Raw genomic sequence first — 20,784 nt, forward strand, 5'->3', positions numbered from 1 at the left:
AATAACATATTATAGGAGGAAAAACCAATGTCAAATGAAGATGTAGTAGCTAATGCAATTGAAACGGTAACAAGCAAGGCCGTAACGGACAGCGAGTTTCGCGCGTTGTGTCTATCGAACCCGCGTGAAGCGGTGAAGCAAGCCACAGGGTTGGAATTACCAGAGAACTTCAAGCTGCAAGTGGTCGAAAATGCGGGAGCGCATTATACCTTGGTATTGCCGGATGCGGTATCGGGTGAGGAGTTAAACGAAAGTGAGTTGGAGCAAGTTGCTGGCGGCGCTATAATATCAACCATAAATGTGCTGACAGGGTTATGTACAACTGAAAAAATGTAACCAATTATTGGAGGCGAAATCAATGACAAATGAAGATGTAGTAGTTAAAGCAATTGAAACGGTAACAAGCAAGGCCGTAACGGACAGTGAGTTTCGCGCGTTGTGTCTATCGAACCCGCGTGAAGCGGTGAAGCAAGCCACAGGGTTGGAATTACCAATGAATTTCAAATTGCAAGTGGTCGAAAATGCGGGAGCGCATTATACCTTGGTATTACCTGATGCGATATCGGGTGAGGAGTTGAACGAAAGTGAACTGGAGCAAGTTGCAGGCGGCGCTGTAGTAGCAACCTATGATCCTAATGATCCTCTAGCAAAACCGGGGATGGGTGAAGGTTATAAACCATGTTTTTAAAGTAAAATGACAACTATGTAGGAGGAAAAACCAATGTCAAATGAAGATGTAGTAGCTAATGCAATTGAAGCAGTAACAAGCAAGGCCGTAACGGACAACGAGTTTCGCGCGTTGTGTCTATCGAACCCGCGTGAAGCAGTGAAGCAAGCCACAGGGTTGGAATTACCAGAGAATTTCAAACTGCAAGTGGTCGAAAATGCGGGAGCACATTATACCTTGGTATTGCCGGATGCGGTATCGGGTGAGGAGTTAAACGAAAGTGAGCTGGAGCAAGTTGCTGGCGGTGCTACGTCAACAACCTTCATGTTTTTGATTGCGCCTGAATGTTTTCATCCCACAAATGACGGTGACAAGCCGTTCTGACAGCGTGTTTCGCGTGTTGTGTCTATGGAACCCGCGTGAAGCGGTGAAGCAGCCATCGGTATGGAATTACCAGAGAATTTCAAACTGCAAGTAGTCGAAAATGCGGGAGCGCATTATACCTTGGTATTGCCGGATGCGGTATCGGGTGAGAGTTGAATGAAAGTGAGCTGGAGCAAGTTGCTGGCGGCGCTATGGTATTTTCCATGGATCCTACAACAGGAAAAACAGGAGCGGGTGAAAATTGTAGTTCATACGTATAAAGAAAGATAATAACCAAACTGAGATCTTAGTATCCCAGCCCGTGTCAATCGGGCTGGGATTAACTATCCGGAGGCTTATCTATGTTAAGTGTACAAGAGTTAACTCTTGACCAGATTCCTTTATTTAAGCAATTTGCCTATCCTAACTTCCGGTCCAAGCTTCATGAGTTAGTTGAAAGTCCTAACCATGTAGTACTTCGCGCGATGATATTCAGTCAGCCTGCGGGTCTTCTAATTGCTTATCGAAATGGCCCAGAATCTAATTGTGAGGTCGAATCGATATTTGTCGCAGCCCGGTTTCGGAACATAGGAGTAGCGACAGGCTTATTTCAGACATTAATCGGAAATTCGCAGGCATCTGCTCAAATCCAGATCCGTTACTTTGCCAATCAATCAGAAATAGCGTATTTGGAACAAGCGTTAAATAAGGTTGGATTCGATCCTCCCCACATGCATAGTATTTATTATAATTCCAATTTAGCAGCACTCGCCCGTGCTTCTTGGATAAGAAGATGTAAACATTCGCCGGAACTTCAGATCCTTTCGTGGAAACATATAACGGAACAACAAAAAAAAGACTTGAAGGAGAAGCGATACTTCGATTATCCGGAGGGATTATCGCCATTCATCCATGAGGAAGTCATTCAGGCCTCGGCGAGTTTAATCTTACAGCGCCAAGATGGTGCTATTATGGGATGGATTATTTACCATTCTTATGTAGAGAATGCAGTATTATGCCGCTCTTTATTTATTGCCGAATCCCTTCAGGACAAGGGAATAGGCATATCGATGATGGGTCTCTCTATTGTACGGATGTTGGATGTCAATCTTTCCAGAGCTGTATTTCAAGTTACTTCCACTAATAAGCGGATGCTGCGTATTGCCGAAAAAATGTTTATGCCTTATCAAACGGAGCAAACGGAATTCAGACAAGCACTTTTTATTCGACAGTAACCTTTATGATGAAGGAAAAGAAAAGAGTGTTGACATGAACCAGGAAGAGTTAGTTGCCATCGTAGAAAAAGCAAGCACTCTCCGCGAGCGGCTAAACGGCGGGTTTGTTTCTATTGAACTGGAAGGAAATGAACATCAATCCACTCTCATCGCTAAACGTTGGGAAGAATGGCTTCGTTATGTAGGTGCAAACGACGAGCAGGAGCTGCTGAAGACGGTAAATACCCATTTACCGCGGGATGAAGTACAAAGACTGCTCGGCGATGTTCGGCTCCGCGATCGTGAAATTTTGCCGGAGTGGGCACAGGTATTGAATGAAACTATTCACACTATCTTAGATAAGACTGACAGGCAATCTTCTTTCCAAGGGAGGATACTGAATTCTCACAAGCCTTATCCTTTTGAGGATTTGTTCATGCCTGTACTGGAGATGGCTTACGTTAAACTTGAACAAGATGTGCCGAACTTAAGCACTTTATATACAACCGGGGCTTGCGCTGATTTGCTGGAGCGTCTGCTGGCAGAACTATCAGAGCTATGCGGTCGAGCATTAATGGCTGATTTTGCTGTTTTCCGAACGATCAAATTCCCTAATCAGGGGTTTATGGCTGCCTTTATGAATGTATCTTCTACAGTCGCATATACCGCTTATATCGAATCGATGCGCCAGGGGCGAATCATTGATTTTTTTAAACAATATAGTTTCCTGGCCCGACTTACTGCTACTCGTCTTCAATACTGGTTGTCATCCGCGTCCGAGTTAAGTCGCAGGTTGGCAGAGGATAGCGAAGGTCTTTCTGCTAGATATGAGGTCTTCGGACCTGTTAAACGGTTGCAATGGGGGCTTTCCGACTCTCATCAACAAGGCCGAACAGTAGCCATACTGGAATATAAAGAACAGTACAAAGTAGTATATAAGCCAAAATCATTAGCGATAGATCAAGCGTTCAGTCATCTAATAGAGTGGCTGCATGAGCGCGTTGTTCCCGTGAAATTTCGGGCACCTAAAGTATGGGATCGTGGGAAGTATGGCTGGGCGGAATATATCGATAACACCTCTTGCAGCGAGGCTTCTGGAATCGAAGCGTATTATCGTCATTTTGGCGGATTGGTCTGCCTTGTGTATTTATTGGGGGGAAATGATTTTCACATAGAGAATATTGCTGCAGCCGGTGACATTCCTGTATTGATTGACTTGGAGACCCTCCTGCATCCTTTAGGGTCTAAACCCCCTAGATTGCTTGAAGAAGAGCGTGAGAAGGATGATGCTGAGTATCAGGAAGTAATGAAATCGGTATTCGCCACAAACTTGCTGCCCTATCATAAGCTTGGACATAGCGGTTTGCTTGGCTGGAGACAGCAGGAAGGAAGCATTTCTAAGCTGCAATGGGATCATATCAATCTCGATAATATGCAAGTCGTGCAAAAGATAGGGGACCCTGAGCGTATTCATACGAATTTGCCTTATTGGGATTCTCAGGTGCAACAGGTTCATGCTTTCATCCCTGAGCTGCTGGATGGTTTCCGGCAAACTGCGTTATTCATTCTACAGCACAAGGAACAATTGCTCAGGGATAAGGTATTAGAACCCTTTCATGATGTTATTGGACGTTTCTTGTTTCGCTCAACATTCAAATACCAGTTGCTCCTGAACAAAATACGCCATCCAGAAAACTTGCGGGATGGGCTGGCTGCTTCAGTCAAGCTGGAGTCGCTCAGCCGCATTTATATTTCGGATCATGTGCCGCAACTGCTACCCGTCATCCATACGGAAGTGGAGCAGTTACTCGGAGGCGATATTCCCTATTTCACGATACCTGCACATTCCAGACAATTAGGTGTCGGTGCGGAAGATAAGCAGTCCGATGATTCCAAGCTTCTCGTCACGCAATCGTCCTTGGAACGCCTGTTAACCCGACTTGAACTGTGGAATGAGTCCGATATTGAACATCAGTTGGGTATGATGGAAGAGGCTGTAAAGGGCGCAATAATGAAGCCAGAAGCGGTTCAATCGATCTCGATAATCGAACATTCTCCTCCGCTCGAACATTCTCCACCCTTGCAGACGACCGATACGCTTCGTAAACTCGTCTGGAAACTCGCAGATTATATGCGGAGAAGGTCTTTCTATCGCCCGGAGCATTCACCCATCTGGCTAGTTCCAGGTATCGAAATGAGTTCGCAAAGCTTCAGGTTTAACCCCATAGGATACGGTCTGTACGATGGCGTTATGGGGGTGTCTCTGTTTCTGATGGCTGCCGGAAAAGTACTGGGGGATGACGATTTCACGCAGTTGTCCCTGGAGCTGGCAGCTCCAGTTCGGCAGATGCTCGTTACGGAGGGGGTGAACTCCCGTTCACTTGGTATGGGTGCCGCTTCAGGGTGGGCCTCCGTCGTGTACGGATTGACGCAGCTTAGTAAACTTTCTGGAGAGATCGAAATGTTGAAACAGGCTGCGCAAGCTGCCCGTTTTATTGTACCTGAACAAATTGCCAAAGATGATCAACTCGATATGATGTATGGGTCGGCCGGTGTGATTGCCAGCCTGTTGACGCTTTACAACGATACTAAATACGAGTGGCTGTTGGAGCTTGCTAAATGTGCTGGAGAGCAGTTGCTTCTTCTTCGCAAGCGGACGCATACCGGACATTTGGCTTGGGTTAATCGCGACCAAAGGTTGGCCTTAACCGGATTTTCGCACGGCACAACTGGAATTGCATATGCCCTGTTAAGATTGTATGAGAGAACAGGGCTGGAACGTTATAAAGAAGCAGCCGAGGAAGGACTCCGTTACGAAACTGCGGTATTTCAAACCGAGTCTAACAATTGGCCGGATTATCGCGGAGTCCATAAGCTGGATGGGCCTTCCCGATTCATGAATAGTTGGTGTAACGGTGCTGCCGGGATTGGCTTAGCGCGAATGGGGATTTCAGGATTTGTAGAGTCCGCTTCCCTTAGACATGATGTGGAAGCAGCAGTTTTGGCTGTAACGCAGGATGGGGAATCGGCTTTAGATCATATTTGTTGCGGTAATTTCGGGCGAATTGAGTTGCTGATCACCGCTTCACAGAAACTGAATCGCCCGGAGCTGGCGGGGATCGCCTTCGACAAAGCCAATCTTTCCCTGTACGGACGAGCGGACTCATTAGGCATTGCTTTCTCTTCCAGCCCGAAATCGCCTAAGGTCGAGCAGGTTCACGATATCGGATTTCACCGGGGGATAGCAGGTATTGGCTACACAATGTTGCGGCTTTGTGCTGTGGTGGAACATAAAGAGCCCGTCCCGCAAATCCTGTTGTGGAATTAGAGATAGGGCTCAGGCCCGATAACCACTTATTCCATAAGAACATGCGATAGTAATGATTATTTACAACGGATTTAACAATTTGGTAAGGTATAAGTACAGTGATATTCGATAATAGGAGGAGGATAAGTGATGGGTAGAAGAAGCCCGAAAGTCGAAGTACACCTGGATTCTGGCGATATAAAGAGTCTGACAGAGCAAGAGATCAGAGCGATCCTTCGTGCTGCCGAAGAACTGATCATGACAGGTGGGAGAAACATGCTGGCCTTAATACTGAAAGGCTCCAAAGACAAGCGGATCTTAGAGCATGAGCTTCAACGATCTCCAGTCTATGGCTATTATCAGGACTTGAAGTTGGATGAGATTATGCACCGAATAGACTGGATGATCCGCCAAGGATATCTGAAAATTGAATATAGTGATAGATTGCCTATGATTGTATTTTCTGATATAGGGTGGGCGATTGAACGTGAGACTTATGCGGAGGAATTGCTTCTCAAGCTTGACTCAGTACTGGACGGGCATGACTATAGATACGTTGAAACGCTAAAGGACCGGAATCGTGGAATGATCCTTTTGCTGATTGAGAAGATCAAAGAAACAGGCAATGTTCGGTTTGTGCCGCTGCTTAGAGCCTGGCAAGCTATAGAATACAAGAAGGTGCAGGCAGAAATCCAGAATGCAGTGAACTATTTGCTACAAGAAGGTCAGATTAAATATGTGCAAGATAAGGAAACAGACTAAAGGTTAAGCAGAGGTTCAAGCATTATTACCTTGAAAAGCCCCGGCTTGGCTGTGCTCGGCAAGCTGCACCTCGAAGCCGTCTGGGTCCAATACATAAAAAAACCGCATTTGTGGGTTTGGCATGATTGGTCCACGCGCTAGCGGGATGCCTTGGCTAGTCAAATGCGCTATAGCCTCTTCCAGCGACTCTACTTCAAAACCAACGGAAACACCGCATTCTGGTTTCAAGGTCGGGTCATTTCCTTGGATTAACTCGATCTTGGGCTGACCCGCAGCACCTAACATGACAATCTGTTTTCCTCTGCTCTCAAATCTACGTTCAATCGGAAGCCCAAGAATACTGTGATAAAAATGAAGAGACTTCTCCAAATCGCGCACCCTGAGTGTAATCCAGTTCAGGCTCAATTTCATGATTTAATATCTCCTTCTGCGTGATTGAAATGGCAACTATTGCTATCATGTATAGTTTAGTTACAATAAACGTACAATGCAAGGTAGGGGAGTTGAGTTCACATGAGTATTGATTTAGTCTGCACGATAGGTCCGGCAAGTTCTACACCTGCTGTGCTCAAGGAATTACTGCGCAGCGGGATGACAATCGCAAGGCTCAATATGTCTCACGGAAGCCATGAGGAGCATAAACAGGTTATCGACATTTTGCAGGCAGCAGCGGCCGAATCGGGACAGTCCGTACAGATCTTGGGTGACTTGCAAGGCCCCAAAATTCGTCTGAAGAATGTGCAGGGAGATGCAGTTCGATTAGTAGAGGGCCAGACGTTTACTCTCGATCAGTCGGATGAGCCGGGTGACGAGGTACGAGCTGCGCTCGATAACCCGGGTGTGCTGGAAGATATTCAACTAGGAGCCGTAATCTTAATCAATGATGGGGAAGTCAAGCTTGAGGTGACGGATAAGCATCCGAATAGCCTCACTACAAGAGTTGTAGTAGGCGGAACTATTGGCAGCCATAAAGGCGTCAACCTTCCAGGAACGAGACTCCGCTTGCCTGCCATTACTGAAAAAGACAAACTGGATCTACAGTTTCTGCTGGAGCATCATGTGGATTGGATCGCATGCTCGTTTATCCGTGAGGCGTCTCATCTGGAGGGAATTCGCGAGTATGTATCTACTCTTAGGAAATACAGTCAACCTAAACTCATGTCAAAGATCGAAACTGTTCAAGCTGTGCGTAACTTTACATCCATTATGGAGGCGTCAGATGGGATCATGATTGCGAGAGGGGATCTTGGCGTAGAGCTGCCATTCGAGCGAATCCCTTTCATCCAGAAAGCGATTCTGCGCGAATGCAGCCGAACGAAGACCTATGTGATCACGGCCACCCAAATGCTTCAATCCATGGTCGAACACCCTGTGCCAACACGCGCGGAGGTAATGGATATCGCTCAGGCGGTACTCGACGGGACGGATGCCGTGATGCTGTCAGCAGAAAGCTCTGTTGGGAATTATCCGGTGCAAAGTACAAGAGTCATGGATACTATCGCACAATATGCCGAGAAGATGCGCGAGCACGGAGAGAGTGAGATATCGCTTGGGGAGCTATGTACGGAAGAACACTGACTGAATATATACACACAGAAATAGACCGCTTCCGTTGGATTAGGAGGCGGTCTTTTTTTTCGAAGCAATCAACTGTACAAGAACAGCTATCTAGTCTCCAAATAAGCTATTCCGAGCGCCCCGGTCACGGGGTTTCGGTAAGTCTCACAGGCTACATCAAATACTTCCCTGATCAATTCCTTCGTCAGAATATCCTCTGGCGTGCCACTGGCTGCGACTTGACCTTCCTTCATCACATACAGGTAGTCGCAATATTGTGCTGCCAGCGTAAGATCATGAAGTGCAGCAAGAATGCCGATGTCCAGCCTTTTTACGATATTCAAAATTTGCAGCTGATATTTAATGTCCAGATGGTTGGTCGGCTCATCCAGAATCATAAATTCCGGCTGCTGGGCCAGCACACGGGCCAGGATGACACGTTGTTTCTCACCACCGGACAAAGAATTATACCTGCGGCCCGCATAGGTTTCCAGATTCACCTTGTGCAGAGCGGCTGTGACGATGTTATAGTCCTCTTGATTGTCGGATTCCAGCATCCCTTTATGCGGAGTTCGGCCCATCGCGACCATTTCGCGCACTGTGAAGTCAAAGCTCAGTTCGTTGAACTGGCCGACTACGCCGAGCTTTTGCGCCACTTTTCGGGGGCTTGATTGGATAACGTCCAACTCAGATAAATAAACATCGCCTTGGCGCGGTTTGATGACTTTATAAATACTTTTAAGCAGTGTGGACTTTCCGCAGCCGTTTGGCCCGATCAGGCCTACGAATTGCTTGTTGTTAACCTTCAGGGACACATCCCTTACAATATTCGCCTCGGAAAAAGATACACATAAATGTTCAACGTTTAGATTCATTAGGATTGGCCTCCAAACGCATAGCCTTTTTTGATCAGCATGTACATGAACATCGGGGCGCCAATAAGAGCGGTAATGATTCCAATCGGAAGTTCCACATTCGGTACAATGGTTCGAGCGATCACATCTGTCCAGATTAAGAAGATGGCACCGAACAGAACGGATGCCGGCAGTAGTCTCCTGTGATCGGAGCCGAGAAGCCCTCTAACCAAATGGGGGATGATCAAGCCCACGAATCCAATCATGCCACAGCTCGCCACCATCACCCCTGTAATCAGCGCGGTAATAATCATGTAGGCTCTGCGGTAAGCTCCCAGATGAATTCCCAAGGTGACCGCGGTCTCATCCCCGAGCAGCATGGCGTTCAATACGCGGAATTGCAGCAGGAAAAAGAAAATAGCCAGCGCGACGGATATGGAGATCAGCGGCAGCTTGTCCCAGCTCGAAGCAGCCAGACTGCCCATCGTCCAGAAGGTTACGGTCTTGATGCCTTCCGCATTATTGGCAAAATAAACAATGAAATTGGCGAAGGCTGTACATAAAGCATTAATGACCATACCAGCCAGTACTAACTTAACCGAAGTCATTTTACTGCCCGCGCTTGCCAGTAGCAGTACAAGCAGTGAAGCGCCAACCGCACCAGCAAAAGCCCAGAAGGCCAGCCCCGTTTGACCCAATAGGCCCATGGAGCCAAAGCCGATTAAGATGGCAAATGTTGCGCCGAGAGAAGCGCCGGACGAGATGCCGAGTATGTAAGGATCTGCCAAAGGATTCTGGACGGCGGCTTGCATGATGGTTCCGCATAACGTCAGGCCGGCACCGATGAACATAGCCATTAGGACGCGGGGTAATCGGATCTTCCAGATGATGTCGACAAATGAACCGGAGGACAGGTCATGGATGTCTCCGATTTGGATACCTGTGATGTGGTAGAGCAGAATCCGATAGGATTGCGAGAAGGGGATTTCTACCTGTCCAAAAGAAACAGCAGCGCCAACCGATAATACAGCAATAATCAGCAGGACTGCAATTACGGCCATAAATCCGGAACGGGAATGAATCATGGATTGCTTAGGTTGTGGTTCTGATGGTATTAATAGATCAGTTTGCATGCTATTCAATACGCTCCTTAATGTGTTTAATTTTAACTATATTTTATAATGAGAATGATTGTCAATGATAAACATTCTCATTGACAGACTATCCAACCTTCTATATTCTTACGAGTGTAATCCAGTGAGCAAACTTACATAACGAAAAGGGGATTGGAATGATGAAGAATGTATTCAGAAAATATGTGCCGCTGACAGCGGTTTTGTTAATGGCAGTTATGATAGCAGCCTGTTCGTCGAACACGCAGAATCAGAATGAAGCTGCAAACTCGGCTGCCGCAACGGACAGTAACAGTAATAATACACAAGCAGAAGAAGTTGCACCAAGCAGCAAGACGATATATCCACTCACGGTTGAGAACTTTACGAACAACGGAGAAGGAATTGAATGGAAGGCCAAATCGCAAACGTTTGACAAGGCGCCTGAAAAAGTAGTGGCCAATACCCAGGGAGCTGCCGAGCTGCTGATCAAGCTGGGACTGACCGACAAAATGGTGGGGGTTGCCGCACTCTACGGTGTGGGAGATCCAGCAGTGCATGAGGAATTCAAGAAGATTCCGGTAATCTCCAAGGAGTATGCCAGTAAAGAGCTGGTTGTTGGTGCAAGTCCTGATCTGGTACTGGGACGCAGTGATCTGTTTGCGGATGCGGATTGGGGTGTCGGGACTGTAGAAGGGTTAAATGAACTGGGTATTAAGACATTCGTTCAGAATACCAGCGTTAAGGGATCCACACTCGAAAGCCTATATAAAGATATAGAACAGCTCGGACAAATCTTTGATGTGCAGGATAAGGCAACCGCCTATACCGAGGAATTGAAGAAACGTGCACAAACGCTTAAGGACGCCACGGCAGCCAGTGGAGAGAAGACCTTTGCGTATGTTTCGGATGGTGGAGAGGGGGCAATCGCGATTTACAGCGGGAATACTGACACTTTTGCGGGCGGAGTGCTTGGTCTGCTTGGGCTCAAAAATAGCTTCAGCACGGTTACAGGTGACATCAGCAAGGAGCAGCTCATCGCAACCAACCCAGATATTCTATTGCTCTCATCGTATACCGGAGGACCTGATTCGGCGGTAACACTGGGGGCTTTCTACGCAGATGCTTCACTTCAAAGTCTGAATGCGATCAAGAACAAAGCGATTCACGTGATTGATTTCAACCAGTTCTGGGGGTACAGCTACTCTATATTTGATGGAGCGGACAAGCTGGCATCCGAACTGCTTGCTAAATAATAAGTTGAGCAGATAAAAATGGTTATCAGAAACAGCAGATGGATGGTCACTTAGGTGATCATTTAATCTGCTTTTTTATTGATTAGGCAAGTTGGAATCCAAGGTCGTCGGGTTACTTTTTCATTGTATAGATCTCAGCACCACTCCCAAGCTTTTCTCAGCATGTCATACAAACCCCAGGCATTCTGTACCTTTTTGCCAACTTCATGGATTTCTCCGGATTACAGATCATATCTTCGGCATCATTACTTATAGAATCCTGATCGATCTGACAGCAGATTGCACATTATAATTGGCTTCAATCAAGGAAATCTTCACAATCGGTTTTTGATTTCCGACGATCCGCTGAATGAATCGGAACCGTGCTTTAGTGGTTTAGTTGCTCGAGTGTATGTAGTACTCTATAATGGAAGGGTTTACGGGTGTGGGAAATACAGTAAGATTAATCTATTGAACGAAAGCTGGTGATCGGGTATGGAGGATAAATATTGTGCATTCCTGCGTGGGATTAATGTAAACGGAATAAATATTAAAATGGATGCCTTGAAAGAGGCATTTATCAAGATGGGTTTTCGAGACGCTAAAACAATACTTGCCACAGGCAATGTGATTTTTACTATAGCTGAAGGGATTAATGGAGGGCAGGATTCTAAGTCTTATATTGAAGAGGAACTGAGTAAGTATTTTTCTTATGACGCCCATGTGATTATCCGCAGCAGTAGAGAAATTCAGGAGATCGTTGTTGCCGCACAAACCATGGATGTTGCCGAAGAATGCCACAATTACCTCTTGCTGTGTGATGATAGAGAAATGATTTTGGATTTAAAACAGCTTTTTGATTCCATGCCCCAAACGCCACTGGAGCAACTAATGGTACTAGAATGCGGAGTTTTTTGGACGGTTCTCAAAGGGTCCACGCTCAGTTCTGATTTTGGTTCGAAAGTATTGGGGAACAAAAAATATAAAAGCAGATTGACTTCAAGAAATATCAACACCATTCAGAAAATTCATAAACTCATGGTGGATTAGTACAGGAGAATTGCATTCGCAACCTGTGGTTGACAGTCTGTCAGCTCGACTTGGTAGTCATAAATAATACACTATTATAAGATGAATCTGAGGTGATGTTGATGGACTTTGCGGATAAATTGCAGAGCTACAGGAAACAAAGGGGCATGTCTCAAGAAAATTTGGCAGAGGTTATGGGCGTATCACGGCAAGCCGTATCAAAGTGGGAATCGGGACAATCCTATCCTGAAATGGAGAAGATGATTGGGTTAAGTGAGCTATTTCAAGTAAGCGTAGACCATCTAGTTAAGGACGTTCCCAACAATATCGGAATAGCTGAACCTACAGTAAGTCCTCACATTGTAGATCTGAACTCCCTGTTTCGTTATGAATACACAAGCAAAGGAACCTTGTTCGGTGTTCCGTTGATTCATGTTAATATCGGACGTGGCTTTTACGTAGCCAGAGGGATTCTGGCCATTGGCAATGTTGCCATTGGTGCCTTGTCAATCGGAGTCGTTGCCTTGGGCGGCCTATGTATTGGAGCGCTAGCCTTGGGCTTCATTAGCTTGGCCGGGCTGGCGCTGGGTTTGCTGTTGGCGGTTGGGGGCCTGGCGGCTGGTACTTTTGCCATTGGCGGGCTGGCCTTGGGAATTGTCACGGTTGGTGGTTTGTCAGTTGGCATGTACGCGTTGGGTGGATGCGCCATTGCTTCACGTATCGCCATTGGTGGGTATGCAAGTGGACACATCGCAATTGGTGAAACTGCAAAGGGAGCTTATACTCTCATAACTCAAACCGATAATTTCAGCAGCATTCAGGCTGAACAGGTCAGACAATTAATTAACCAAGAGTATCCACACTTGTGGAAGCCTTTTGTAGAACGGATAATCTCGATTTTCAATTAATAGTGAGTTGTTACTGTAAGATGGTGTGAGTGGGGGCTAATCGCCCCCGATTACTCCTACAGAAACTAAGTATCCAGCGCCTGAGCTTAAGCTTTGATATACTAAAACGTATTGCTTACATACGCTAAGCATGTTTATGATTCTTTTGCTACTGAACCACTTTTACGCATTGGCAATAATAGGGCGGGAATGAAGGTATCCTGGAGAATGCTATCTTACAGGCCGCTGGGGATGAACTTAATGAGGTTGGTCATGGTCATCTGACCATGGAGGGAATCGCCGTGCGGGCAAAGACAAATAAAACAGCGGTATATCGTCGTTGGCCAAATAAGTCTAAGATTGTTGTTGCGTCCATTGGGTGCTGAAACTATATACGGTCTCATGGTCGAATATCATGCGAATGATTTATTTTCTTTATTGCCGAAATTAATGCAATCGAGATCTGAAGACAAGTTGGCTACGGCAATGATAGCGATTTTGAAAAATGCAGAGAAGCGTGGAGAGGTAAGTCACTTCCCTCTGATTTACTGATGTATAAATTACTCACGACCCATGAGCCGATATCTGATCAGACTGTTATAGGGATTGTTGATGACATTTTTTTACCTCTTGTCCTTATGTAACTTATTATCTAAAATAGCTTATATCACCTTATGTGCTGGGTGGTATGATAGTAAACGGAGGGATTTATGATGAATAAAGAAATAGTAAATGACGAAGCGAATAGTAAACCAGTTGAAATGACTGAAGAGAAGTTGGCTGAACTAGTTAATAATGTTTACCATAACGGCCTCGCAGCTTTGAAATTGCACTTTCAATATGTTGATGGACAAGTATTGAACTTGGAGGCCTATGGTCCGGTTTTTATTTATCATGTTAAGTCTGATTCGAATGATGTTTATTCCTGCGGTTTTTTTCTGCGCGAGTTGCTCACAAGATTCCAGTCGGGTAATGATCCTACAGTTTGGATGGCTTCATTCTACGTTGATCTCATGAAGAACAAGGGAGGCAAGACCCTTCCCAAACCAGTTGCCAGTGAAGATGAAGCCAAAGCGAGGATTGACAATGTGTTAGTTCCGCAATGTATAGCTGCAATTCGTGAAGAATTTGCTCCAGAGCAAATACATGCGGACCTAGCTTTGAATCAAGAACATGGACCTGTCCTCGAAGCCGGATTTCCAGCGATAACGGAAGGGAATAACGTGTGTGCTGTCCCTTTACATCTATTGTTAACACATCTGCAGTTGAACCGCGATCCTGCGGAGCTTTTGATTCAAGGCTTGTACAATATCCGCAAAGAACATGGAATCGAATAAATACAAATTAGGAGGAACCGAAAAGTGGAACTTGGTGTAAGCACCTTTGTCGAGACCACACCTGATGTGGAAACGGGTGAGACGATGAGTCACGCTGCGCGATTACGTGAAGTGGTGGAAGAAATCGTGCTCGCTGATCAGGTAGGACTGGATGTATTCGGCGTGGGTGAACATCATCGGCATGATTTCGGTGCTTCCTCTCCTGCGGTTTTACTGGCTGCGGCTGCATCACAGACGACCAGAATACGGTTATCCAGTGCAGTAATGATCCTATCGTCAGCCGATCCAGTGCGTGTATTTCAGGATTTTGCTACGCTTGACGGAATTTCTAACGGACGTGCTGAGATCATGGTAGGTCGTGGTTCGTTTACAGAGTCGTTTCCGTTATTCGGCTATGATCTAAAAGACTATGAAGAGTTGTTCGAGGAGAAATTGGATTTGTTATTAAAAATCCAGGAGTCGGAGAAAGTAACTTGGAGTGGTAAACACAGACCTGCAATACATAATCTAGGCGTTTATCCACGCCCTGTGCAAACTCCTTTACCGGTATGGATTGCTAGCGCAGGGAGCCCGGAGTCTGCAGTCCGTGCGGGGGCTTTAGGATTGCCTTTCGCCCTTGCCATTATTGGAAATGTGAATCCATCGCATTATGAGTCGCAGGTGCGGCTCTACAAGGAATCAGCGGCTAAGGCGGGTTATGATGTTTCACGGCTGCCCATAGCGTCGCACTCCCATGGTTTCATAGCAGAGAATAAGCAGACGGCTGTAGAAAAGTTTTTTCCTTCAACACATGCTCGAACGAATGTGCGGGCACTGGAGAAAGGTCTTCCGCCCTATCATCGCTCGGATTATGATGCGGCTTGCAGCTTTGATGGAGCTTTGTATGTAGGAGATCCAGAGACGGTGGCAAACAAAATCATTCATTTGCGCAAGCATGTAGGAATTACGAGATTCTTATTGCATGTGCCACATGGTACGATGCCTCATGCGGATGTTATGCAGGCGATTAGACTACTCGGAACAGAAGTGGCACCTCGGGTGCGAGAAGAAGTAGCGCGTTGGGAAAATAATAATCGATAATCAGAAAACGACCCCGAGCTTTCGACAGCTCGGGGTCGTTCTATAATTTCCTTTATTTAATGGAGGCATCGTAGATGTCTTGAGTAGATTTTGCGAGCATTGCATTAAATTCATCATCTGTTAGTTGGTCGGTCAATCCTTGCGATAAGGCGCGTGAGAAACTGGCGATTAAGCCATGATTATGGGCCAGCTTTTCATTGGCTTCTGCTTGAGTATAGCCTCCTGATAAAGCTACGACTCGTACCACATGCGGTTCCCCAATTAAATCGCTGTAGAAATTGTCTTCTGTCGGTATGGACAGTTTGAGCATTACTATTACGTCTTTGCCAAGGGAAGATAACTGAGTAGTAAGCTCGTCTCTTAATAGCTTTTCCGATTGTTCTTTGTCTGCACTGAGGATATCCACTTCTGGTTCGATAATCGGTACCAGACCATACCCAGCGATTTGTTTAGCGATGGCAAACTGCTGCTCGACGATTTTTTTGATCCCATTAGGATTGGCTTCTTTAATGAGCGAACGCATCTTGGTACCGAAGATGTTTCTCTTAACCGCCTGCTTCAAAAGGTCGTCCAAACCGGGAATGGGTTTCATCAGTTGAACCCCATCTTCAAGCTCAGCCAGCCCTTGATCGATTTTTAGAAAAGGCACAATGCCTTTCTCTTCCCACAAATAATCGGCGGTTAATCGACCGTCAATGTAACGATCCATCGTGTTCTCAAATAAGATGGAACCCAGAATATGCTTGGAATTGAATGCCGGACTCTTGATAATGCGGGTTCTCATCCCGTGCACCAATCCATACATTTCTTCCTCATTGGAATAACGATCTTCCTTAATGCCATACTGCAGCAAAGCTTTTGGAGTGCTTCCACCGCTTTGATCCAAAGCAGCGATAAAGCCCTTACCTGTGCGAATTCGTTCCAATTGTTCCATATTCATGAATGTTGTTCCTTTCTCTATTGTGAACTGGAGTATAATCTGAATCCTTTTATTATAGCACCTTTGCAAGCAAGCATACATTCCGCTCCATAACGTGCTTATATAATCTCGGAAAATGAATGACAATAGGCGATGTTGTAATTCATATACTCCACTAGCAGCAAACAGACGTCTCCATATGCTGCAGACGTCTGTTTTAGTCTTTGAATATACGAATTGAACTTGGATATCAGAATTTAGTATCGGTAAATCATATCCCACATGGCGTGAGGGTGTGCACGATTATGAGGATTGATTCTGCAATGCATCAGCTACTCTGTTGCATTCTCCATTAGTTCGGGAGTAACTTGAACACCAAGGGCGCCAGATATTCCAGTCAGCTGATCGTGTAACAGATAGTATGGTAGTCAGTCTATATTAAGCACCACTATGAGCTTTACTTCTAATCCTCGGGAGAAGAAATGCAGGTATTAATCCAACTATAGTAAATCCTAAAGACCACAAGAAAGTATGATCAAATGCATGGGCTCGTGCAACGAGGTCTGTTGCTGAGTGACTACTCAGTTGATTTTGTAAAATAACGGCAAGTACAGAAGCGCCAAAGGCACCACCGATTTGCTGGATCAGTCGTGTGGCACTGCTGGCGTCTGGGATTTGTTCTCGACTAAGGCCCACGTACGCTGAGGCCATAATAGGAAGGAACACGGCTCCAAGCCCGGCACCGCGCACTATCAGCGCTAACGCCAAGAGGGTTTGACTTGTATGAGCGCCAGCCAGGGCAAAAGGCAATGTGCCAAGCGCAGTTAGCAGAGTTCCTGCCAAGACGACGGGTCGCGAACCGATTTGATCCGTAAGTTTACCTGCCAGGGAGCGGGTGAGCAGCATACCTATTCCTTGGGGAACTAATAATAACCCCGAAGCAAGCACACTTTCTCCGCGCACCTGTTGATAATACATCGGCAGCAGCAGCATGGCTCCATACGTGGAAAGACCAGATAAAAATAGCAGGATGGATGAGGCTGTAAAGGGACGAGACTTAAATAATCTTAGGTCGAGAAGAGGAGATTCGGCCTTCTGCAGTACATAAATTGCAAAGGCAGCCAATAGAATTAAGCCGATAATGATAGGGATAAGTACAGATGCATGCCCGAACCCATGGTGAATGCCTACTTGCGACAGCCCGTAAATCAGCAACACGAGTGCTGGCGAAATTAAGGTGAGTCCGATTACGTCGAGATGTTGAGTATGTTTGGTAGTAACTTTATCAGACAAACCCCAGCGTGCCAGTATGATTGCTGTGATGCAGATCGGGATGTTGACATAGAAAACCCAACGCCAGTTCAAGTTCTCGATAACTAACCCGCCTACCACTGGTCCGAGTATGGGTCCGAGAAGTGCTGGCAAGCCAGCAACCGCCATTAACTTCCCTAGTTTCTGATTGCCGGAGGCTTGAACGACCAATGTCTGCATAATGGGGAGCATCAGACCCCCGCCGATGCCTTGAATCGCCCGGAAAACAATTAGACTGCCTACGTTCCATGATAGACTGCATAGGATAGATCCTCCCAAAAACACAGCCAGGGCAAAGATCCACATCCGTTTACCGCCAAATCGATTCACTGACCATCCAGTAATTGGAACAACGATACCAAGTGCAAGCAAGTAGCTTGTCATTACCCAGTGAATGGACGAAACCGAGGCGTGTAAGGACTGACCGAGCGTATCAATGGATACGTTCATAATGGTCGTATCGAACAAGGGAGCCAAGGTGCCAACCAGGAGTACCCAGACCAATTTCATCAAAGCTGGATCGATGGGTTCACTCAATACGGATTGTGACGCTTCTTTACTATTTTTCATGTAAATGTTCCTTTCTTTAAGTCATATAAGATACGCAAAGTTTCTTATTTTCATTTATGATATAATATCTTTATAAGATACGCAACGTTTTTTAAAATATAAGACACCCATGCCGCTGCGCGGCATCACTGAGGAATGAAAATATTGTCTATACTGGTTACTGGGCTGGCGAAGGTAGGTCGGAAATTCTTGGTGTCACGAACCCGCATATAAGACGGACCCCAACGACCCGGTGCATCACAGATTGTTGCTCCCTACGGGGAAGCACGCAGGGCAGAATAACCTTAGCATTGGTCTTTGCACCAGCCTTAATTACCGCCAGCAGGCAGGAGACGCAAACCGTGGAAATACTCATTGAACGTTGCTGTGGATTGGATGTGCACAAGAAGAGTATCACAGCATGTATCATCACCTCGAAAGGAAAGGAGATTCGGAGTTTTGAAACATTGACTCGTCGGCTGATTGATCTGGTAGATTGGATCAAAAGCGAACGGTGCACCCATGTCGCGATGGAGAGTACCGGAGATTACTGGAAACCCATTTATAATCTGCTAGAAATGGAAGACCTTGAGCCACTGGTCGTAAACGCCCAGCATATCAAAGCCGTGCCAGGACGCAAAACGGACGTGAAAGATGCAGAATGGATAGCGAAATTACTCCGGCATGGGTTGGTGCAAGGCAGCTACATTCCGAATCGGGATCAACGAGAACTTCGGGAAATTATCCGTTATCGCCGAAGTATCATTGAAGAACGCACGCGTGAAGTGAACCGGCTGCAAAAGGTACTAGAAGGCGGCAATATCAAACTTTCGTCGGTAGCGTCTAATGTGCTAGGCGTGTCTGGACGAAACATGCTGGAAGCGATGATTCAAGGAGAAAGTGATCCGTCCATCCTGGCTGACTTTGCGCAAAAGAAGTTAAAGGCCAAGAAAGAGCAATTGAAACTTGCACTGGAGGGAAGCCTAGGTCCCCATCAATTATTAATGCTGGAAAAACAGTTGTCGCATATCGACCAATTGAATGAGTTAATCACGGAACTGGATGAAGAGATCGAGCGCCGAATGAGCCCTTTTGCTGAGGATCTGAAGTTGTTGGATACCATCCCCGGTGTCGGTAAGCGAACCGCTGAGCAAATTCTGGCGGAAATTGGGACAGACATGACACGGTTTCCAAGTGCAGGACATTTATGTTCCTGGGCAGGGATGACTCCAGGTCACGATGAAAGTGCGGGGAAGAAGAGATCCGCCAAAACCCGAAAAGGGAACAAAAAACTACGAAGTGCACTCGTAGAATCAGCGCGAGCCGCAGGACGAAAAAAGAACACCTACCTGTCGGCGCAATATCACCGAATCGCAGGCAGGCGAGGGAAAAACAGAGCGGCCGTGGCCGTTGGACACAGCATTTTAGCGATTGTATACATCTTGTTAACGCGAAGACAAGAATATAAGGAACTAGGATTTGACTACTTCGACCAACGAAACCACGATATGGTAATGAACCGTTCTATTAAACGTTTGGAATCCTTGGGATACCAAGTGAATCTGAGTGAGCAAACGGCCTGACGGCCGAAATTAAAAAAACAAAACATGGGGTTTGTTTTCGTATGCGTAATTTTAGTGTTCTAGAGCAATTTTATTTTCAGGGCAGAATTTATATGTTTCACACGATAACTTATCTTTATATTTCTCGAAGAAGCGGGTACCGTCCATAAAAGGACGGCGAAGCCGTTTCTTCTTATTTGGAGGGGTTTTATGAGTGATATCAATCAATTTGATAATAAACCGGAGACGCGGCGTAGGGGTAAACAACTGGAGTCAGCTATCTTTCAGGCCACCTGGGATGAGTTATCTGCTGTTGGGTATTCGCGGTTGACCATGGAGGGAGTCGCTGATCGGGCTGAAACGAGTAAGACCGTTATCTACCGTCGTTGGCCCAATCGGGCTGAACTAGTCTTAGCTACAATCCGCCAACGAGTACCCACGCCTTCTGATGAGATACCGGACACCGGGAAACTTCGAGATGATCTTCTAATATTGCTACGTCGTATGAATCGTTCCTTAAAAGAGGTTGGATTTGAGACTATACATGGATTAATGGTAGATCTAGGAGATATACCGTTCTCCAGACTGTTCTTTCCCAACGGACGGAGCAGTAATACGATGAATACTATTCTTAAACGTGCTGCGGAACGCGGAGAAGTCCAACTTGCCAAGATAACACCTCGAATAGCGACGCTTCCCGTAGATCTGACACGACATGAGTTGCTGTTATCTCAGGAACCGGTGTCAGAAAACACACTTATCGAAATTGTTGATGAAATATTCTTGCCGCTCATTTCTATGTAACATTGTACAATTACAGGACAAGCCATTGGAACCAGCAGCGGCGGCTGGGGAAACAATGAGCTGCAGTACTACCAACCGTACGCAGAACCTGCAGGTTACGGGTGGAAATCTAGTGATTACCGCGCAAAAAGAACCCTATGGCGGTATGAATTATACCTCCGCAAGGATCAAGACACAGGGATTAAAGAGCTTTACGTATAATGCTGGTTGACTATGTACGGGTGTATCAGGCATT

21 protein-coding genes and 1 pseudogene are annotated in these 20,784 nt (G+C 46.1%); 16 read left to right on the forward strand and 6 right to left on the reverse strand.

The features are described 5' to 3' along the window. Positions 1–27 precede the first annotated feature (27 nt). The 6 genes from H1230_RS14545 to H1230_RS14570 all read left to right on the forward strand — a co-directional run bounded on the left by H1230_RS14545 (position 28) and on the right by H1230_RS14570 (position 6,313). On the forward strand, positions 28–336 hold the full coding sequence (locus H1230_RS14545; RefSeq protein ID WP_239716458.1) for an NHLP leader peptide family RiPP precursor: 309 nt from the start codon (positions 28–30) through the stop codon (positions 334–336). 22 nt (positions 337–358) lie between these two features. Then, positions 359–688 (forward strand): NHLP leader peptide family RiPP precursor, encoded by a 330-nt coding sequence (locus H1230_RS14550; protein ID WP_239716460.1) that lies wholly within the window; start codon positions 359–361, stop codon positions 686–688. 33 nt (positions 689–721) lie between these two features. Next, on the forward strand, positions 722–1,051 hold the full coding sequence (locus H1230_RS14555; protein WP_239716462.1) for an NHLP leader peptide family RiPP precursor: 330 nt from the start codon (positions 722–724) through the stop codon (positions 1,049–1,051). 341 nt (positions 1,052–1,392) lie between these two features. Further along, positions 1,393–2,265 carry a GNAT family N-acetyltransferase gene (locus H1230_RS14560; RefSeq protein ID WP_239716464.1) on the forward strand — a complete coding sequence of 291 codons (873 nt, stop codon included), beginning with the start codon at positions 1,393–1,395 and terminating at the stop codon, positions 2,263–2,265. 34 nt (positions 2,266–2,299) lie between these two features. Then, on the forward strand, positions 2,300–5,572 hold the full coding sequence (gene lanM, locus H1230_RS14565) for a type 2 lanthipeptide synthetase LanM (protein WP_239716466.1): 3,273 nt from the start codon (positions 2,300–2,302) through the stop codon (positions 5,570–5,572). A gap of 129 nt (positions 5,573–5,701) precedes the next feature. Continuing rightward, positions 5,702–6,313 (forward strand): RQC-minor-1 family DNA-binding protein, encoded by a 612-nt coding sequence (locus tag H1230_RS14570; RefSeq protein WP_239716468.1) that lies wholly within the window; start codon positions 5,702–5,704, stop codon positions 6,311–6,313. Positions 6,314–6,328: 15 nt separating this feature from the next. On the opposite strand, the gene H1230_RS14575 is transcribed toward H1230_RS14570, so the two are convergent. Further along, positions 6,329–6,724, reverse strand: coding sequence for a VOC family protein (locus H1230_RS14575; RefSeq protein WP_239716470.1), 396 nt, complete (start codon positions 6,722–6,724; stop codon positions 6,329–6,331). A gap of 102 nt (positions 6,725–6,826) precedes the next feature. Here H1230_RS14575 and pyk point away from each other — a divergent pair, with 102 nt between their 5' ends. Further along, positions 6,827–7,891: a pyruvate kinase gene (gene pyk / locus H1230_RS14580; RefSeq protein ID WP_239716472.1), complete on the forward strand. Its 1,065-nt coding sequence runs from the start codon at positions 6,827–6,829 to the stop codon at positions 7,889–7,891. A gap of 86 nt (positions 7,892–7,977) precedes the next feature. Here pyk and H1230_RS14585 read toward each other — a convergent pair whose 3' ends face one another. Together H1230_RS14585 and H1230_RS14590 are read right to left on the reverse strand one after the other, a co-directional pair. After that, a complete protein-coding gene (locus H1230_RS14585) occupies positions 7,978–8,745 on the reverse strand; it encodes an ABC transporter ATP-binding protein (protein WP_239716474.1) in 768 nt (255 codons plus the stop codon). Next, a complete protein-coding gene (locus H1230_RS14590; RefSeq protein WP_481857143.1) occupies positions 8,745–9,857 on the reverse strand; it encodes a FecCD family ABC transporter permease in 1,113 nt (370 codons plus the stop codon). Before H1230_RS14590 ends, H1230_RS14585 begins: the two co-directional genes overlap by 1 nt. 158 nt (positions 9,858–10,015) lie before the next feature. Between H1230_RS14590 and H1230_RS14595 the strand changes: the two genes are divergently transcribed. Continuing rightward, entirely contained in the window at positions 10,016–11,092 is a 1,077-nt protein-coding gene (locus tag H1230_RS14595; RefSeq protein WP_239716477.1) for an ABC transporter substrate-binding protein, read from the forward strand. A 137-nt stretch (positions 11,093–11,229) separates the two neighbouring features. On the opposite strand, the pseudogene H1230_RS31640 reads toward H1230_RS14595, so the two are convergent. Beyond that, a pseudogene (locus tag H1230_RS31640) lies at positions 11,230–11,310 on the reverse strand (formylglycine-generating enzyme family protein); the annotation flags it as partial. A 256-nt stretch (positions 11,311–11,566) separates the two neighbouring features. On the opposite strand from H1230_RS31640, the gene H1230_RS14605 reads away from it, so the two are divergent. From H1230_RS14605 to H1230_RS14620, 5 genes are all read left to right on the forward strand, one after another. Continuing rightward, a complete protein-coding gene (locus tag H1230_RS14605; protein ID WP_239716479.1) occupies positions 11,567–12,121 on the forward strand; it encodes a DUF1697 domain-containing protein in 555 nt (184 codons plus the stop codon). 101 nt (positions 12,122–12,222) lie between these two features. After that, on the forward strand, positions 12,223–13,008 hold the full coding sequence (locus H1230_RS14610; RefSeq protein ID WP_275591226.1) for a helix-turn-helix domain-containing protein: 786 nt from the start codon (positions 12,223–12,225) through the stop codon (positions 13,006–13,008). Between the two features lie 212 nt (positions 13,009–13,220). Continuing rightward, on the forward strand, positions 13,221–13,373 hold the full coding sequence (locus H1230_RS31645; protein ID WP_481857174.1) for a TetR/AcrR family transcriptional regulator: 153 nt from the start codon (positions 13,221–13,223) through the stop codon (positions 13,371–13,373). Positions 13,374–13,697: 324 nt separating this feature from the next. After that, complete coding sequence (locus tag H1230_RS14615) at positions 13,698–14,324, forward strand: hypothetical protein (RefSeq protein ID WP_239716483.1); 627 nt, start codon at positions 13,698–13,700, stop codon at positions 14,322–14,324. A gap of 24 nt (positions 14,325–14,348) precedes the next feature. After that, positions 14,349–15,404, forward strand: a complete 1,056-nt coding sequence (locus tag H1230_RS14620; RefSeq protein WP_239716485.1) for an LLM class flavin-dependent oxidoreductase — start codon at positions 14,349–14,351, stop codon at positions 15,402–15,404. A 52-nt stretch (positions 15,405–15,456) separates the two neighbouring features. On the opposite strand, the gene H1230_RS14625 is transcribed toward H1230_RS14620, so the two are convergent. Together H1230_RS14625 and H1230_RS14630 are read right to left on the reverse strand one after the other, a co-directional pair. After that, entirely contained in the window at positions 15,457–16,344 is an 888-nt protein-coding gene (locus H1230_RS14625; RefSeq protein ID WP_239716487.1) for a fructose bisphosphate aldolase, read from the reverse strand. A 417-nt stretch (positions 16,345–16,761) separates the two neighbouring features. Beyond that, positions 16,762–18,204, reverse strand: a complete 1,443-nt coding sequence (locus H1230_RS14630) for an MDR family MFS transporter (protein ID WP_239716489.1) — start codon at positions 18,202–18,204, stop codon at positions 16,762–16,764. A 341-nt stretch (positions 18,205–18,545) separates the two neighbouring features. On the opposite strand from H1230_RS14630, the gene H1230_RS14635 reads away from it, so the two are divergent. The 3 genes from H1230_RS14635 (at position 18,546) to H1230_RS31650 (ending at position 20,760) form a co-directional block, all read left to right on the forward strand. Beyond that, the gene (locus tag H1230_RS14635; RefSeq protein ID WP_239712073.1) at positions 18,546–19,766 is read left to right on the forward strand and encodes an IS110 family RNA-guided transposase; all 1,221 of its coding nucleotides are present in this window, start codon (positions 18,546–18,548) and stop codon (positions 19,764–19,766) included. Positions 19,767–19,955: 189 nt separating this feature from the next. After that, on the forward strand, positions 19,956–20,549 hold the full coding sequence (locus H1230_RS14640) for a TetR/AcrR family transcriptional regulator (protein WP_239716491.1): 594 nt from the start codon (positions 19,956–19,958) through the stop codon (positions 20,547–20,549). Positions 20,550–20,574: 25 nt separating this feature from the next. Continuing rightward, positions 20,575–20,760: a hypothetical protein gene (locus H1230_RS31650; RefSeq protein ID WP_481857144.1), complete on the forward strand. Its 186-nt coding sequence runs from the start codon at positions 20,575–20,577 to the stop codon at positions 20,758–20,760. Positions 20,761–20,784: the final 24 nt, after the last annotated feature.

It is taken from the genome of Paenibacillus sp. 19GGS1-52 (assembly GCF_022369515.1).
Taxonomy (GTDB): domain Bacteria; phylum Bacillota; class Bacilli; order Paenibacillales; family Paenibacillaceae; genus Paenibacillus_AQ.

What these genes read in the sequence shown, in the direction of transcription:
- H1230_RS14545 (WP_239716458.1), top strand. Translation starts at nt 28, where the DNA reads ATGTCAAATGAAGATGTAGTAGCTAATGCAATTGAAACGGTAACAAGC.
- H1230_RS14550 (WP_239716460.1), top strand. Translation starts at nt 359, where the DNA reads ATGACAAATGAAGATGTAGTAGTTAAAGCAATTGAAACGGTAACAAGC.
- H1230_RS14555 (WP_239716462.1), top strand. Translation starts at nt 722, where the DNA reads ATGTCAAATGAAGATGTAGTAGCTAATGCAATTGAAGCAGTAACAAGC.
- H1230_RS14560 (WP_239716464.1), top strand. Translation starts at nt 1,393, where the DNA reads ATGTTAAGTGTACAAGAGTTAACTCTTGACCAGATTCCTTTATTTAAG.
- lanM (WP_239716466.1), top strand. Translation starts at nt 2,300, where the DNA reads ATGAACCAGGAAGAGTTAGTTGCCATCGTAGAAAAAGCAAGCACTCTC.
- H1230_RS14570 (WP_239716468.1), top strand. Translation starts at nt 5,702, where the DNA reads ATGGGTAGAAGAAGCCCGAAAGTCGAAGTACACCTGGATTCTGGCGAT.
- H1230_RS14575 (WP_239716470.1), bottom strand. Translation starts at nt 6,724, where the DNA reads ATGAAATTGAGCCTGAACTGGATTACACTCAGGGTGCGCGATTTGGAG.
- pyk (WP_239716472.1), top strand. Translation starts at nt 6,827, where the DNA reads ATGAGTATTGATTTAGTCTGCACGATAGGTCCGGCAAGTTCTACACCT.
- H1230_RS14585 (WP_239716474.1), bottom strand. Translation starts at nt 8,745, where the DNA reads ATGAATCTAAACGTTGAACATTTATGTGTATCTTTTTCCGAGGCGAAT.
- H1230_RS14590 (WP_481857143.1), bottom strand. Translation starts at nt 9,857, where the DNA reads ATGCAAACTGATCTATTAATACCATCAGAACCACAACCTAAGCAATCC.
- H1230_RS14595 (WP_239716477.1), top strand. Translation starts at nt 10,016, where the DNA reads ATGATGAAGAATGTATTCAGAAAATATGTGCCGCTGACAGCGGTTTTG.
- H1230_RS14605 (WP_239716479.1), top strand. Translation starts at nt 11,567, where the DNA reads ATGGAGGATAAATATTGTGCATTCCTGCGTGGGATTAATGTAAACGGA.
- H1230_RS14610 (WP_275591226.1), top strand. Translation starts at nt 12,223, where the DNA reads ATGGACTTTGCGGATAAATTGCAGAGCTACAGGAAACAAAGGGGCATG.
- H1230_RS14615 (WP_239716483.1), top strand. Translation starts at nt 13,698, where the DNA reads ATGATGAATAAAGAAATAGTAAATGACGAAGCGAATAGTAAACCAGTT.
- H1230_RS14625 (WP_239716487.1), bottom strand. Translation starts at nt 16,344, where the DNA reads ATGAATATGGAACAATTGGAACGAATTCGCACAGGTAAGGGCTTTATC.
- H1230_RS14630 (WP_239716489.1), bottom strand. Translation starts at nt 18,204, where the DNA reads ATGAAAAATAGTAAAGAAGCGTCACAATCCGTATTGAGTGAACCCATC.
- H1230_RS14640 (WP_239716491.1), top strand. Translation starts at nt 19,956, where the DNA reads ATGAGTGATATCAATCAATTTGATAATAAACCGGAGACGCGGCGTAGG.